The sequence below is a fragment of the Hydrogenophaga sp. L310 genome (assembly GCF_055703065.1).
The window spans coordinates 160,269-174,353 of record NZ_JBVPZA010000001.1 but is presented as its reverse complement, the minus strand read 5'-3'; the positions used below and the strand labels follow the sequence as shown (position 1 = coordinate 174,353).

Annotated in this window: 14 protein-coding genes; 5 read left to right on the top strand and 9 right to left on the bottom strand. The window is 66.0% G+C overall.

What is annotated here, in order from left to right:
* Positions 1–70 precede the first annotated feature (70 nt).
* On the bottom strand, positions 71–1,090 hold the full coding sequence (locus AC0GNO_RS00885) for an amidohydrolase family protein (RefSeq protein WP_472902605.1): 1,020 nt from the start codon (positions 1,088–1,090) through the stop codon (positions 71–73).
* Positions 1,091–1,228: 138 nt separating this feature from the next.
* On the opposite strand from AC0GNO_RS00885, the gene AC0GNO_RS00880 reads away from it, so the two are divergent.
* Positions 1,229–2,341 (top strand): aldo/keto reductase, encoded by a 1,113-nt coding sequence (locus AC0GNO_RS00880; protein ID WP_472902604.1) that lies wholly within the window; start codon positions 1,229–1,231, stop codon positions 2,339–2,341.
* A gap of 15 nt (positions 2,342–2,356) precedes the next feature.
* Here AC0GNO_RS00880 and AC0GNO_RS00875 read toward each other — a convergent pair whose 3' ends face one another.
* From AC0GNO_RS00875 to AC0GNO_RS00855, 5 genes are read right to left on the bottom strand one after another with little or no spacing between them, the layout of a single operon-like run.
* Positions 2,357–3,124, bottom strand: a complete 768-nt coding sequence (locus AC0GNO_RS00875) for an SDR family NAD(P)-dependent oxidoreductase (protein ID WP_472902603.1) — start codon at positions 3,122–3,124, stop codon at positions 2,357–2,359.
* Between the two features lie 36 nt (positions 3,125–3,160).
* Positions 3,161–4,789, bottom strand: coding sequence for an AMP-binding protein (locus AC0GNO_RS00870; RefSeq protein ID WP_472902602.1), 1,629 nt, complete (start codon positions 4,787–4,789; stop codon positions 3,161–3,163).
* On the bottom strand, positions 4,786–5,835 hold the full coding sequence (locus AC0GNO_RS00865; protein WP_472902601.1) for a phosphotransferase family protein: 1,050 nt from the start codon (positions 5,833–5,835) through the stop codon (positions 4,786–4,788). Before AC0GNO_RS00865 ends, AC0GNO_RS00870 begins: the two co-directional genes overlap by 4 nt.
* Positions 5,832–7,115 carry an acyl-CoA dehydrogenase family protein gene (locus tag AC0GNO_RS00860; protein WP_472902600.1) on the bottom strand — a complete coding sequence of 428 codons (1,284 nt, stop codon included), beginning with the start codon at positions 7,113–7,115 and terminating at the stop codon, positions 5,832–5,834. The genes AC0GNO_RS00865 and AC0GNO_RS00860 overlap by 4 nt, the downstream gene beginning before the upstream one ends.
* A 55-nt stretch (positions 7,116–7,170) precedes the next feature.
* A complete protein-coding gene (locus AC0GNO_RS00855; RefSeq protein WP_472902599.1) occupies positions 7,171–7,920 on the bottom strand; it encodes an SDR family NAD(P)-dependent oxidoreductase in 750 nt (249 codons plus the stop codon).
* A gap of 97 nt (positions 7,921–8,017) precedes the next feature.
* On the opposite strand from AC0GNO_RS00855, the gene AC0GNO_RS00850 reads away from it, so the two are divergent.
* A complete protein-coding gene (locus AC0GNO_RS00850) occupies positions 8,018–8,650 on the top strand; it encodes a TetR/AcrR family transcriptional regulator (protein WP_472902598.1) in 633 nt (210 codons plus the stop codon).
* A 34-nt stretch (positions 8,651–8,684) separates the two neighbouring features.
* Here the strand turns inward: AC0GNO_RS00850 and AC0GNO_RS00845 are convergent, their stop codons facing one another.
* From AC0GNO_RS00845 to AC0GNO_RS00835, 3 genes are all read right to left on the bottom strand, one after another.
* On the bottom strand, positions 8,685–9,695 hold the full coding sequence (locus AC0GNO_RS00845; RefSeq protein ID WP_472902597.1) for a fumarylacetoacetate hydrolase family protein: 1,011 nt from the start codon (positions 9,693–9,695) through the stop codon (positions 8,685–8,687).
* A gap of 70 nt (positions 9,696–9,765) precedes the next feature.
* Positions 9,766–10,272, bottom strand: coding sequence for a bacteriohemerythrin (locus AC0GNO_RS00840; RefSeq protein WP_472902596.1), 507 nt, complete (start codon positions 10,270–10,272; stop codon positions 9,766–9,768).
* A 17-nt stretch (positions 10,273–10,289) separates the two neighbouring features.
* A complete protein-coding gene (locus AC0GNO_RS00835; protein WP_472902595.1) occupies positions 10,290–10,985 on the bottom strand; it encodes an SDR family oxidoreductase in 696 nt (231 codons plus the stop codon).
* Between the two features lie 137 nt (positions 10,986–11,122).
* On the opposite strand from AC0GNO_RS00835, the gene AC0GNO_RS00830 reads away from it, so the two are divergent.
* The 3 genes from AC0GNO_RS00830 (at position 11,123) to AC0GNO_RS00820 (ending at position 14,079) form a co-directional block, all read left to right on the top strand.
* Positions 11,123–11,521 (top strand): Zn-ribbon domain-containing OB-fold protein, encoded by a 399-nt coding sequence (locus tag AC0GNO_RS00830; protein WP_472902594.1) that lies wholly within the window; start codon positions 11,123–11,125, stop codon positions 11,519–11,521.
* Positions 11,521–12,711, top strand: coding sequence for a thiolase family protein (locus AC0GNO_RS00825; protein ID WP_472902593.1), 1,191 nt, complete (start codon positions 11,521–11,523; stop codon positions 12,709–12,711). The genes AC0GNO_RS00830 and AC0GNO_RS00825 overlap by 1 nt, the downstream gene beginning before the upstream one ends.
* A 63-nt stretch (positions 12,712–12,774) precedes the next feature.
* On the top strand, positions 12,775–14,079 hold the full coding sequence (locus AC0GNO_RS00820; RefSeq protein ID WP_472902592.1) for an MFS transporter: 1,305 nt from the start codon (positions 12,775–12,777) through the stop codon (positions 14,077–14,079).
* The last annotated feature ends 6 nt before the right edge of the window (positions 14,080–14,085 follow it).

Here is a 14,085-nt window from a genome sequence, read left to right as displayed (position 1 = left end):
CACGAACAAAACAGGGGGACAAACTCCAGCAGCCAGACTTGGCGCCGGCTGTGAACCAAACCCGTCACGATCACACCGCGACGGGGGCGTCGAGCTTCAGCAGACGGCGCGCGTTCCCGCTGCGGATCTTGGCCACGTCGGCGTCCGACAGGCCGAGCCCGGCGGTCAGGTCACCGTTGTCGTAGGCACCGCCAAAGTTGGTGCCGTAGAGCACCTGGTCAGCGCCCACCACGTCCACCACCGCGCGGCGCAGGGCCGGGTGGTGCAGGTCCAGGTCGAACCAGAAACTGGACAGGTAGTCCATGAGCGGGCGTTGGTTGCGGGCGTCCGGCGCCATCGATTTGTTCAGTTCGGCCAGGCGCCCGAGCTGGAACACCGACATACCCCCGCCGTGGTTGATGTAGGTCTTGAGCGTGGGAAACACGTCCAGCGCACCGCCACAGATCAGGTACCAGAAGAACAGGGTTTCGTCGACGCAGTCGCCCACGATGGAGGTGGTTTCAAAGCGGTCTTCCGCGTGCTTGTCGCCCCACCACACCGACTGGTTGTAGCCATGCACCATCAGCGGAACGTCCAGCCGGGTGACGGCTTCCCAGACCGGGAACAGTTCCTCGCTGTAGGCCTGCAAGCCCTTGAAATTGGCGCCGCCCACACACACCCCTTTGGCCCCGAGTTGTGTCACGGCGCGCTCGATCTCGCGCGCGGCCTCAGCGGGCTCGGCCAGGTTGGCGTGGGCCCAGAAGGCAAAGTGCGCCGGGTCCTGGGCGCAGTAGGCCGACATCTCGTCGTTGCAGATGCGCGCGTACTCACTGCCGAAGTCGTCCGCCCAGTACATGAAGGCATGCGACGGGGTGGACACCACGATCTGGTCCACGCCCCGCTGCGCCATCAACTCGCGGCGCGAGGCGTGCGTCATCTTCGCCAACAGGCTCGCTTCCGCTTCCTCGTCACTGGCCGCCTTGGATTTCTGTTTTGTACCGAGCGAAAAGTCTCCGACGGTGAAGCCCTGCATCTTCATGAACGGTCCCCAGAACGCATGGCGGTTGAGCATTCCGGGGGTGAGCAGGTGGGCGTGGGCGTCGATCAGCATGGTTTGAAACGGGGAAAGTGACGAGGAAAGGGTCCTCGAACGGCCACCCGCACTTGACAGCAGCAGGGCCCAAACAGTCTAATGTTTGAACACTTTTTGTCAATCTGTATTAATACAAAGAAAGATCAGGTGCATCCGATGACACCCACCACCTACCACCTGCTGGGCCGCACCGGCTTGCGCGTCTCGCGCCTTGCGCTGGGCACCATGACGTTTGGCACCGAAAACGGCTGGGGTTGCGACCGGGAGACCGCGCGTTCGATGTTCGATGCCTACCTGGCCTCGGGTGGCAATTTCATCGACTCGGCCGACATCTACACCCAGGGCACCGCCGAGACCTGGCTGGGCGAATTCATGGCGGAAACGGGCACGCGTGATCGCGTGGTCCTGGCCACCAAATACAGCTTCAACCACCAGAACCCGCAGGGCAACCCGAACGCCGCGGGCAACGGCCGCAAGAACCTGATGCGCTCCATCGACGCCTCGCTGATGCGGCTGAAAACGGACTATGTGGATCTCTACTACCTGCACGCTTGGGATGGCATCACGCCAGCAGAAGAGGTGCTGCGCAGCATGGACCAGCTGGTGCGGGCCGGGAAAATCCGCCACTGGGCGCTCTCTGACGTGCCCGCCTGGTACGCCGCCCGCATCACCACCCTGGCGCAATGTCACGGCCTCGAAGGGCCTTGCGCCGTGCAGCTGGAGTATTCGCTGGTGCAGCGCGGCATCGAATACGAGTTTCCGGCCATGTGCCAGGAGCTGGGTCTCGGGCTCGTGGCCTGGAGCCCCCTGGGCGGTGGCCTGTTGTCTGGCAAGTACCGGCCCAACGTCGATGCGCAGGCCCAGCAGGCTGGCCGCATCAAGACCACCGCGGCGGTTTCGACGCCCGCGCTGAATAAACTGACGCCGCGCAACTGGGAGATCGTGGCAGCGCTGGAGTCTGTCGCCCAGGCCTTGGGGCAGCCCATGGCAAGGGTGGCCATCAACTGGCTGTCGGGTCGCCCTGCCCTCAGCTCGGTGATTCTGGGCGCCACCCGGCTGGAACAGCTGGAAGACGGCCTGTGCGCCCTGGACTTTGAATTGCCGCCCGAACTGCGCGACCGGCTGGACCAGGTGGGCGCTCTGCCGGCGCTGTTCCCGTACAACTTCCTGGGCGCCGTGCAGCCGCGCCTGCACGGCGGTGCCAGCGTGGTGGTGCGCCCCCCGCACTTTGATCAACTGCCCGCAACCCGCAGCGGCGGCTGGCGCTGATGCGCCAGCTCCCGATCAGCGAACCATCAGGGTGCCACCGTCCACGGCGAATGTCTGGCCCGTCATGAAGCGCGCGCCCGGAGAAGCCAGAAAGGCCAGCACGGGCACCAGGTCGCGCTCCATGTCGCCCAGCCGGCCGCCCAACGGAATCACCTTGGCCATCATGGCGTCGTGCGCGGTCAGTTGCTCCGGGCTCATTTCGGCGCGGGTCTTGTCGTACATCGGCGTCCAGATGGCCGGGGCGATCGCGTTCACGCGGATGTTGTAGGGCGCCCACTCCTGCGCCACGGTGCGGGTCCAAGCCAGCACGGCCCCTTTGGCGGCCGAATACGCCGATTTGTTGGGCAAGCCCAGCGCCCCGGCCGCGGACGCGAAGTTGATGATGCTGCCGCCGTGTTCCCGCAGGTGGGGGAACACGGCCCGGTTCATCAGGAAGGTGCCGGTGGCGTTGACCGCGAAGACCTTGTCCCACAGCGCCAGGCTGGTGTCTTGCGCCGGCGAGGACGGCGCGATGCCGGCGGCATGGATCAGCACATCCAGGCCACCCAGGCGGGCGCAGGCAGCGTCCACCGCTTGCGCCACGGAGGCCTCATCGGCCACATCGACCTCGATGAAACCGTGGGCGCCCGCGGCCGTGGCGATGGCTTCGCCGCTGGTGCGGTTCAGGTCCATGGACACCACCAGCGCGCCCATGGCCGTGAGCGAACGCACCAGGCCTTCGCCCATGCCACTGGCCCCGCCGGTGATGAGGATGCGGCGACCGGTCAATTCAGAAGCAGACATGTGGGTTTTCCTTGAACGTGAGCCTGACCGTGACCGTCAGCGCTTCACTTTGATGGGGGACTTTTCGATGTCCCAGGTGGCGGGGGTCACGCCTTCGTCGCGCAACTGGTACTTCAGCACCCGCCCTTGCGGGTTGACCGGCAGCCCCTCCCGGAACTCGATGTAGCGGGGCACAGCGTAGTAGGGCACGCGATCCACCAGCCAGCGGCACAAGGCTTCCTCGGTGAGTTGGGCGTGCTCCACCAGCAGGGCGGTCACCTTGAGATCGTCCTCGCCCAGGTTCGATTGCACGGCGTGCACCGCGACCTGCTCAACATCGGGGTGCAGCAAGATCGCCGACTCCATTTCGAAGCTTGAGATGTTTTCCCCGCGCCGGCGCAGGTAGTCCTTCTTGCGGTCCACAAAGTAGAAAAAGCCCTGCTCGTCGAACTTGCCGATGTCGCCCGTGTGGAACCACATGTTCCCCATCACCTTCTGCGTGTCTTCGGCCCGGCGCCAGTAGCCCTTGAACATGATGTCGGGATGCAGGGGACGGCACACGACCTCGCCGGCCTGGCCCGGCGGCAGCGGGTGGTCCTGGTCGTCAAAGATGCGCACATCGAACTCGGGAGCGCAGCGCCCTGAAGAACCCGGCGGCACCGGCTCACCCGCGGGCACCGAGGTGATCAGGGCCTCCGTCAGGCCGTAGGCGTTGGACCCGATGTGGCGCGCACCAAAACGCGTGCGCCAGAGGGCCTTGATTTCCTCCGGGAACGGATTGCCCTTGACCGTGTGGATCTGGCCGAAGCAACGCTGCATGGTGGCGTTGTCCGGGGCCTGCGCGAGCAGCGTGCCGAGCGCACCCAGGATGGACACCACGGTGGCGCCCGAGGCCTCCACGGCAGGCCAGAAGCCACTGACCGAAAACCGGGGCGCGATGGAGATCGTCGCGCCCACCAGCAGGGTAGACACCACACCGGTCGCGATCGCGTTCATGTGGTACAGCGGCAGCGGGGTCCAGAGCACATCGTCCGGCCCGAACGGGGCGGCCCGCAAGAGCAGGCGGGCCACGTGGCACATCTGGTTGCCGCTGATCATGCAGCCCTTGGACGGGCCGGTGGTGCCGGACGTGTAGATCAGGGCGTTGAGCGCTGCCGGGTCGGGCAGCTCGACCATGGGTGTGGCGTCGTGCCCCCGGTGGTCGTCCAGGTTGTCGATGGCGAAGCCCACCGCCGGGCGGCTGTCGAGCGGTCCACGAACCAGCACGCGCTTGACGTTGCCGAGCAGCTCGGCAACCTCGAACAGGCGCGGCGCGTAGGCCGCATCACACACCACGATCTCGGCCCCCGAGTCCACCACCTGGTGCCGCAGGAACTCGCCTTTGAGGGCGGTGTTCAGCGGCACGCTCACGGCCGACAGCTTGTTGAGCGCGATCCACAGCACCACCGCGTCGAGGTGATTGTCCAGCAAGGAGGTGACGGTGGCGCCGGCCTTCACTCCCAAGGTCTGCAGCGCGTGGGCCATGCGGTTGCTGAGTGCATCGAATGCGGCGTAGGTGGTGGTTTCTCCGCTGAAATCGAACAGCACTTTGTGCGGGTGCGCGGCCACGGCGCGCGCCAGGGCCGCGACCGGGGTGTCGCGATGCCCGGGCGCCCAGCCCGGTGTGTGGTCAATGGATGTGCTCATTCGGTCCACCTCGCCGCACGTTGCAGCAGATTGACGGCATTGTGGTGAAAGCGCTCACCCAGCGCCTGCTCCGCCTGGCCGGCACAGGCCCTCGCAAAGGTGCCTTCCAGCAGCAGGCCGAGCTTGTAGCAGGCCAGCACGCCGTACCAACGCGCCTGGGATACGTCGGCACCGGTGCGCTCGGCGTAGCAGTCCACCAGCTCGGCCGCCGTGGGGAACCCCGACCAGGGTTCGATGACGATGGGCGACCCGGGGTCGTCCGCGCCCTGCCCTCGCCAGGTGGCCATCAGCCACCCGAGGTCGATCATCGGGTCGCCCACCGTGCTCAACTCCCAATCGACGATGGCGGCCAGCGCCGGGCCGTCTGGAAGGAACAGCACGTTCTTGATGTGGTAATCGCCGTGCAGGATGCCGGGCGTGAAGCTTTTCGGCATGTGTTGCTCCAGCCAGCGCCCGACCGCCTCCACCTGCGGCAACCCGCCCGGGCCCGGCCAGCCGGTGTAGCGCGCATAGCTCTCCAGCTGGTGGCGCCAGCGGCTGACCTGGCGCTCCAGAAAACCGTCGAGGTGGCCCAGGTCGGCCAGACCCGCGCTCACGGGGTCCACACGCCGCAGCGCGGCCAAGCCGTCGATCAACGCGAATCCCATGGCGCGCCGCATCGCGGGCTGGCTGGCGTGGGGTTCGGGCATGCCCACGCCCACGTTGAAGCCCTCCACCGGCTCCATGAGGTAGAACGCGCCGCCCAGCACCGCATCGTCATCGCAGGCCGCGATGAGGCGGGCGTGGGGCACATCGGTGCCGGCCAGCGCCGCCAAAATCCTAGCTTCACGGCGCATGGTTTCGCTGCCGTTGGCGTAGGCCGTGCCCGCCGCCTTGCGCAAGACGAACGCCCGACCACCGCAGCGGAAACGCACGATCAGGTTCTGCGTGCCGCCCGCCAGCAGGGTGGGCGCCTCGACCGTGCCATCGGCCAGACCCTGCGCCTGGAGCCAACGACCCAGGCGCACAAAGTCGATGGTCGCGAGCCTCTCTTGTGCATCGCTCATGGAAGGTCTTCCTCCAGGATCGCGGCGTAGCGTTCCTTGGCGGCCTGCGCGCGCTGAGGCAGGTGGTAGTCGGGAAAGGGGCTGTCATCGGCCACGACCTGCCGCGTGAGTTGTTGGGCCACCGTCACCTTGTGCACCTCGGTCGGCCCATCCGCCAGCCCCAGAAAGTACGACTCAGTGACCCAGTGCATGAACGGCATTTCATCGGACAAGCCCAGCGAACCGTGCACCTGCAGCGCGTGGCTGGCGATGTCGTGCAGCACCTTGGGCATGGCGGCTTTCACCGCCGCGATGTCCTTGCGGACCATTCGGTAGTCCTGGTGCTTGTCGATCAGCCAAGCCGTGCGCATGACCAGCAACCGGAACTGTTCGAGCTGGATCCACGAGTCCGCGATGCGCTCCTGCACCATCTGTTTCTGTGACAGCAGCGAGCCTTTGGTGCTGCGGGAGACGGCCCGCCGCAGCATGTAGTCCAGCGCTTTTTTGGCCTTGGCGATGGTGCGCATGGCATGGTGGATGCGGCCGCCGCCGAGCCGGGTTTGCGCCACCAGAAAACCCTGGCCCCGCTGGCCCAGGATGTGGTCGGCCGGCACACGGACCTGATGAAAACGCACGTACGCGTGGGTCTTGGTCCCGGTGCCGTAGCCGCAGTCGCGCACGATCTCGATGCCGGGGGTTTCTGCGGGCACGATGAACGCCGAGATGCGCTGGTGCGGCGCCGAATCGGGCTCGCTCTGCGCCATCACGATGAAGAACTCCGCCAGGCTGGCGTTGGACGCGAACCATTTTTCGCCCTCGATCACCCAATGATCGCCCTCCAGCACCGCACGGGTGCGGATCTCCAGCGGGTCGGCGCCGCCTTGCGGCTCGGTCATGGAGAAGCAGGACACGATGTGGTTGTCCAGCAAAGGCTGCAGGTAGCGGACCTTCTGATCGGGCGTTCCAAAGTGGGCCAGGATCTCGGCGTTGCCGGTGTCGGGCGCCTGGCAGCCAAACACGATGGGGCCGAACCGGGCGGCGCCCAGAATCTCGTTCATCAGCGCCAACTGTACCTGGCCGTAGCCCTGCCCGCCCAGTTCCTTGCCCAGGTGACAGGCCCACAAACCCTGGGCCTTGACCCGCTGCTGCAGCGGCCGGATCAAGCGCACGTTGTCGGGATGCTTGACGTCGTAGTGGTTGCCCAGCACGAATTCCAGCGGATCCACCTCCTCGCGCACGAAGGTGGTGATCCAGTCCAGTTTGGCCTGAAAAGCAGGTTCGGTCTCAAAATCCCAGCCCATGGTGATGCCTCGTCTTTAAAGTTCGTGAAGTGGGAGTGAGTGGCGTCCAAGCCCGTCAGGACAGGCCCTTGCCGCCATCCGCCAGGATGGTTTGCCCCACGACGTACGACGCGAGGGGCGAGGCCAGGAAGAGCACCGGGCCAGCGATGTCCTGTGGCGTGCCAAAGCGGCCGGCCGGAATGCCACGCAGCACCTTGGCGGCCCGCTCGGGGTCGTCAAAGGTGACGCCGGTGAGCTTGGACGGCACCAGGCCTGGGGCCACGCCGTTGACACGGATGCCATCCCGGGCCCATGCCTCGCCCAGGGATTTGGTGAGCGAGATGGCGCCCGCTTTGGACGCCGCGTAGGCCGGGTTGCCAATACGGGCCGCAAAGCCCGCCAGCGAGCTGATGATGATCAGCGCCCCCCGGCGCTGCTTGAGCATGCCGTGGAACTTGTGTGCGCAATCCATCAGGCTGTTGAGATTGACATCCACCACATTGCGGAAGCCTTCGGGCTCGTACTCGTCACGCCCGTACCGAACAATGCCCTGGCACAGCACCAGCACGTCCAGCTCATCAAAACCGGGCCGCAGGGCGGCGACGTCATCGCTGTTGGCCACATCGCACTGGGCGTAGTGCAGCCCCTCCAGGTCGGAACCCTTTTCTGCGGCGTAGTCCGCCGCGCTGGCCCGCGTGCCCCACACGTGCACGTCGGCACCGCGCGCCCGAAAGGCCTGGGCGATGCCGTTGCCGATGCCGCTGGAGCCCCCCACCACCAGCACGCGGCGCTGGTCGAAATCGAGTTCTTTCATGATGTCTTGCATGGTGTCCAGTAGGATGAATGCCTGCCCTCGGGCATTTAGGTCATCATGTTAAAGCAAGTGACCTAAATTGTGCAACCCCTGAAAAAAGAAGCCCTCCATGAGCGGAAACGACACCCGTGAGCACATCAAACTCTCAGCCAGACGGCTGTTTGCCCAGCGCGGCATCGACAGCGTGACCGTGCGGGAAATCGTGGCCGCGAGCGAGCAAAAGAACTCCGGTTCGTTGCACTACTACTTCCGGACCAAGGACGCCCTCGTGCGGGAGCTGATCGTTGACACCGCCCAGTTGATCGACGACCGGCGCAACGCCGCACTGGACCAGATGGAGGCCGAGGGTGGCCCCAGACACCTGCGTCAGGTCTTGGAAGTGCTGGTGTTCCCCTCGATCAACCTGGGCGAGGCGAACGGCGAGGAAGACACCTACCTGCGCTTCATCAGCCTGCTCGCGCTGCAGAACCGCGGGCTGCTCAACGAGGTACTGGAGGGCGGTCTGAACACGGGCTACCAGCGTTGCCTGGCGCACATCCGGCAGCTGGTCACGGCCGTCCCAGCAGCGGTTCTGGAGCAGCGCCTGGTGTTCATGAGCATTGCCCTGCGCGCCATCCTGGCGGCCCGCGAGGCGAGCCTGGAACGCACCGAGACCACCCACGCGTTCTGGTCGGCAGACGGCACGCTGGGCAACCTGCTCACGGCGCTGGAGGGAATGTTGGGCGCCGTCACCGACTCATGATCACGGCGCCCAGAGCCCGCGAGCGGGCCCTTGCTCAAGGCTGGATCGTGGGCTGATTGGTGGGCTGGGTGATGCGCGTGCGCAGCAGGCCGATGCCTTCGACCTCCAGATCCACCACGTCACCGGGTTTGAGGTAGCGCATCTGCTCCAGGCCGCAGCCGTTGCCCACCGTGCCCGACCCGAAGAACTCGCCCGGGTGCAGGGTTTCGGAGCGGGAAATGTGCGCGATCACGTCCTCGAACTTCCAGTACATGTCGCGTGAATTGCCGCGCCCCCATTCCTCGCCATTGACGCGGGCGACCATGTTCAGGTTGTAGGGATCGGGCAGCTCATCGACCGTGACCAGGCAGGGGCCCATCACGTTGCCGGTGTCAAAGTCTTTGCCCTTGGCCGGCCCGAGCATGCCGCCCATTTCCACGGCTTGCGCATCGCGCGCGCTGATGTCGTTGAAGATCGTGTAGCCAAAAATATGCTCGCGCGCCTTCTCCTTGGGCACGTCCTTGGCCCGCGCGCCGATGTAGAAGCCGAACTCGAGTTCAAAGTCCAGCAACTTGCTGTAGCTGGGCCACACCACGTCGTCGTCCGCGCCGATGGTCGCGAAGCGGTTGCACTTGTAGTAAATGGGCTGTCGCTGGAAGGTCTCGATCACGCGGTCGTCGGCGCGGGTGTTCATCGCCTTCAGCGTGGCCTCCGGGTCCGGTGTGCGCGCGGCGCGGGCGCGGCGTGCGGCCGCGAAGCTCTGCCGCAGGTGCAGCTCGAAACACGAGGCATCGCGCATCTGCGGCGGGGGTTGAATGGGCGCCAGGATCTTGACCTCGCTCCGCTGCCGGACCGCCGCGCTCGGTGCGCGCGCGATCAGGCCTCGCGCCAGCTCGGAAGCCGCAGGCCCCGCCTCGATCAGCGACAGCACGCTGGCCAGTGCATCGGCGCTACCGCCGTGCACGGCCTGCGCGGCCTGCCGCAAATCCAGCACCGCCTGATCGCCTTCGATGAAGGCGCCGGCGCGGGCCGCTTCGCCGGGGGTCTGAAATGTCACAAGTCTCATGGTGTGTCTCTGCGTGATTCTTTGAAGAAAGTGGGAAACCAGGGTCCACATCGACCCTGGAAGCAAGGGTTCAATCGGTCTCGGGCGGAACCGCTGCGTCAGCCGGGTCCAGGCGGCGGCGAAGCACCACGGGCGCCCCGCCATGGCTGCGCTTGATCAGCCACTGGGACAGCGAAGCGTCCATGTAATCAGCATGTCCGGGAAACCAGTCCGCGAGCGCACGGGCGAGATCACGGGCCACCTGCCCGGAGGCCCCGTTGCGCAGCAACTCCTGCACCTCGTGCACGGAGTTGAGAACCGCGGTGTGTTCGTCCACATGGCACTGCGCGGCGGGAAACGCGGTGCCCTCCATCCAGCGCCTCTCTTGCTCGAAATGTTCGACGGCATGCGCCTCGAAAGCGGCGAGGCATTCGGCCAGTTCGGCGTCGCCCGCTGTTTGCAGGGCGGCCACGCAATCGACAAACTCGCGGTGGGTACCGTCCATGCCACCGTGCCCGAGCAGGTAGCGGTCGGACCACGTCATGGTGCCGCCACCCGCCGAACCGGTGGCCGTGGATGAAGAAGATTCGGAAGACACGTTCAGCACCTCCATCGTCAAACCCGACCCGCCACCGGTACGCAGGCACCGGTGACGGCACTGGCGTCGTCAGACAGCAAAAAGGCGATGACCGCCGCCAGCGAGCGCGGGGGCACCCAGCGGGTGGCGTCTGCGTCGGGCATGTCGGCCCGGTTGGCGGGCGTGTCCAGGATGCTGGGCAACACGGCGTTCACACGCACGCCACGGTCTTTCAGCTCCTCGGCGAGCGCTTCGGTCAGCCGGGCGACACCGGCCTTGGAGGCCGCATAGGCACCCATGCCCATGCCCGCCTTCTGCGCCGCCAGCGCGCCCACGTTGACAATGCCCGACCCAGCTGCTTGCACCAGACGCGGCAAGGCCTCGCGGCACGCCACCACGGTGCTGCGCAGGTTCATCGCGTAGAGCGCATCCCAGGACTCCAGGCTCCCGCTCTCCAACGTCTCCCAGCGGAAGCCCCCGGCCACGTTCACCAGGCCGTCAAAGCCATGGAGCCGCTCAGTGGCCTGATCGAATGCCAGCCGTGTGGCGTCCGGGTCGGTCAGATCGACGCCGCCGATCACCGCCGCCACGCCGGGCACATCCTGCGCCGGCGCACGGTCGAGCAGAACCACGCGGGCGCCGTATTCGGCGAGCACGGCGCCGACGGCACGGCCCAGCACGCCCAGGCCGCCGGTCACCACGATATGGCGGTTCGCCAAAGAAAATTCAGTCATAAGTGCGGAGAGTTGGTGTAAACCATTAGTTAGACATATTGACGCAATCTGTTCACATATTAAACTCGTTCGCACCCCCTGCGTCAATTCGTGGCGACCCTGATCACCCCTCCGTTCGCTTCACCCACCACCTCCACATGCCACGCAAACTGCCCCAGATCACCAGCGACTCGTCGGCCTTCTGGCAAGGCGGGGCAGCGGGTCGGCTGATGATCCACCGCTGCGGCGCATGCCGGCGCTTCTTCCATCCGCCCGCACCGATGTGCCCACGCTGCGGCTCGATGAATGTGGCCCCGGAGCCCACGAGCGGTCGCGGTCGCGTCGCCACCTTCACCGTGAACCACCAGGCCTGGAAACCCGAGCTGACCGAACACTACGTGGTGGCCATCATCGAACTCGATGACCAGCCCGGCTTGCGCTTGCTCAGCAACGTGGTGGGGATGCCGCCCGAGGAGGTGCGCATCGACATGCCGGTCCAGGTGCATTTTGAACAGCACGAAGATGTCTGGCTCCCGCTGTTCGAGAAAGCCGAATGATGTTTGACCACCTGTACGAGAAGAACGTGGCGATTGCGGGGGTGGGCCAGTCCGAGGTGGCTCGCCCTTCCGACAAATCCGCCATGCGCCTGACCCTGGACGCTTGCGTGGAGGCCATTGCCGACGCCGGGCTCAAGCGCGAGGACATCGATGGTGTGGCCTGCTGGCCGGGCGACAACAACAACGGCAACAGCTTTTCACCCGTCGGACCCAATGCCCTGATCGGCACCATGGGGCTCAAGGTCAACTGGTACGGCGGCGGCTATGAAGGCCCGGGGCCGTTGGCCGGCGTGATCAACGGCGCCATGGCCATCGCCGCGGGCCTGTGCCGCCACGTGCTGGTGTTCCGCACGATCACCGAAGCGAGCGCCCGGCGGGTCGACAAACATGCCAACGCCTTGAGCAACAAGACCACCGGCCGCGACAGCAGCTTCTTCTGGCAGTGGTACACCCCCTACGAAGTGCACTCGGCCATCAACCTGATGGCGATGTACGCCCAACGGCACTTTCACGAATATGGGACCACCGAGGAACAACTGGCCCAGATCGCCCTGACCTGCCGCGCCAACGCGGTGGTCAACCCGAAAGCCGTGTACCGCACGCCCATGAGCATGGACGACTACATGGCGTCGCGCATGATCTCGACACCGCTGCGCATGTTTGACTGCGACGTGCACTGCGACGGCGCCACGGCCATCGTGCTCTCGCGCATCGACGCCGCTCGCGATGGACCCAACGCCCCCATCCGCCTGGAAGCGATCGGCTCGGCCCTGCACCAGCCCTGGTCCTGGGACCAGATTTCCTTGACGGGCGGGGCGAGCATCGATGCCAGCAACATGATGTGGCAGCGAACCGATCTCAAGCCCGCCGATGTGGGCAGTGCGCAGTTGTACGACGGGTTCTCCATCCTCACCATGTTGTGGCTGGAGGCCCTGGGCCTGTGCCCGGTGGGTGAAAGCGGCCGCTTTGTCGAAGGCGGTGCGCGCATCGCCCGCGACGGCGCGCTACCGATCAACACCAACGGTGGCCAGCTCTCGGGAGGGCGAACCCATGGCCTGGGCTACGTGCACGAAGCCTGTACCCAGCTCTGGGGCCGGGCCGGGCTGCGCCAGATCGCACCGCACCAGGTCGCGATCGCGGCGGCCGGCGGGGGTCCGCTCGCCGGCTCGCTGCTGCTCGTGCGCGAATGATGTGATGCCGGCCACCACGCGCTCCGCCCACCGTCGAACCTGCTCCCCACCCGGAAAGACCGAATGACACCACACCCCCCCCACGGTTCACACGCTCCTCGTGGCCTGGGCATTGATCTGACCGAATTCAAGAACGCCTGGCGCATCGTGGTCCTGGCCACGCTGGGGCTCGCGATCAACTCCAATTCGTCCATGTTGTATGCGTACGGAGCCATGATGGTTCCACTGCAACAGACGTTTGACTGGGCCCGCGCCGATCTCCAGTCGGCGGTGAGCTTCATGTTTCTCGGGTCGGTGGTGGCGTCCCAGATCGTGGGCTGGCTCAACATGCGCTTTGGCATGAAGCGAGTCACCATCATTTCCTTGTGCGCGCTCTCCCTGAGCTTCATTGCCATGACGCGCATGGGTCCGTCCATCGTGACGCTTTACCTGAGCTTCTTCCTCATGTCCATGGCCAGCATGGGCACCATGCACGTCACCTGGACCCACCTGGTGAACCTGTGGTTTGAACACAATCGCGGGCTGGCACTGGCTCTGGTGTTGTCTGGCACCGGGCTCGCTGCCATGCTGATTCCCTCTGCGGTGAGTTCGGTCATCACCCGGTGGAACTGGCAAGCGGCCTTCTGGCTGCTGGCCGCCCTACCCGTGGTGCTGGTGTTGCCGCTGGTGCTGGCCTGGATGAAAGAGCCCGCGCGCGCAGCGGTTCGCGTGGGCGGCCCCCAGGCCCCTGCGGCCGCGCCGGCGGCAGGCGTCTCGTTGCGCGAAGGGGTGCGCAATCCCCGCTTCTGGCTGCTGAACATCGCCCTGTCGATGATCGTGGCCTGTGTGGTGACACTGGTCACCAACGGTGTGCCGCTGTTGCGCGACAAGGGACTGGAAGCGGTGGACGCCGCGCGCATCTTCGGCAGCTTCGGCCTCTCGCTCATCCTCGGGCGGGTCGTGGTCGGCTACCTGGTTGACCGGCTCTGGGCGCCCGGTGTGGCCGCCGTGGCCTTGAGCTTGCCAGCCCTGGGGTGCCTGCTGCTGGGCACCAGCGGCGCGGGCGACACCGCCTGGCTGGTCGCTGGGGTGATGCTGGTGGGCATTGGCGCGGGCGCTGAATTCGACCTGGCGGCGTTCCTCGTGTCGCGGTATTTCGGCATGCGCGACTATGGCCGCCTGTTTGGCATCCACCTCGGTCTGATCACCCTGGCCTCCACCCTGGCACCCTGGCTCTTCGGTCAGCTCTACCGGAGCACCGGCTCCTACCAGGCGACGCTGATGGTCTGCGGCCCCCTCTTTCTCGCAGGTGGCCTGGCCTTGCTTGCGCTGGGTCGTTACCCGACCTTTGACCGCAGCGCCACGGCTGCCCCAACCCATTCAAGCTGAACCACC

Coding starts and splice junctions, on each gene's coding strand:
- AC0GNO_RS00885 (WP_472902605.1), bottom strand. CDS start 1,090: ATGCTGATCGACGCCCACGCCCACCTGCTCACCCCCGGAATGCTCAAC.
- AC0GNO_RS00880 (WP_472902604.1), top strand. CDS start 1,229: ATGACACCCACCACCTACCACCTGCTGGGCCGCACCGGCTTGCGCGTC.
- AC0GNO_RS00875 (WP_472902603.1), bottom strand. CDS start 3,124: ATGTCTGCTTCTGAATTGACCGGTCGCCGCATCCTCATCACCGGCGGG.
- AC0GNO_RS00870 (WP_472902602.1), bottom strand. CDS start 4,789: ATGAGCACATCCATTGACCACACACCGGGCTGGGCGCCCGGGCATCGC.
- AC0GNO_RS00865 (WP_472902601.1), bottom strand. CDS start 5,835: ATGAGCGATGCACAAGAGAGGCTCGCGACCATCGACTTTGTGCGCCTG.
- AC0GNO_RS00860 (WP_472902600.1), bottom strand. CDS start 7,115: ATGGGCTGGGATTTTGAGACCGAACCTGCTTTTCAGGCCAAACTGGAC.
- AC0GNO_RS00855 (WP_472902599.1), bottom strand. CDS start 7,920: ATGCAAGACATCATGAAAGAACTCGATTTCGACCAGCGCCGCGTGCTG.
- AC0GNO_RS00850 (WP_472902598.1), top strand. CDS start 8,018: ATGAGCGGAAACGACACCCGTGAGCACATCAAACTCTCAGCCAGACGG.
- AC0GNO_RS00845 (WP_472902597.1), bottom strand. CDS start 9,695: ATGAGACTTGTGACATTTCAGACCCCCGGCGAAGCGGCCCGCGCCGGC.
- AC0GNO_RS00835 (WP_472902595.1), bottom strand. CDS start 10,985: ATGACTGAATTTTCTTTGGCGAACCGCCATATCGTGGTGACCGGCGGC.
- AC0GNO_RS00830 (WP_472902594.1), top strand. CDS start 11,123: ATGCCACGCAAACTGCCCCAGATCACCAGCGACTCGTCGGCCTTCTGG.
- AC0GNO_RS00825 (WP_472902593.1), top strand. CDS start 11,521: ATGTTTGACCACCTGTACGAGAAGAACGTGGCGATTGCGGGGGTGGGC.
- AC0GNO_RS00820 (WP_472902592.1), top strand. CDS start 12,775: ATGACACCACACCCCCCCCACGGTTCACACGCTCCTCGTGGCCTGGGC.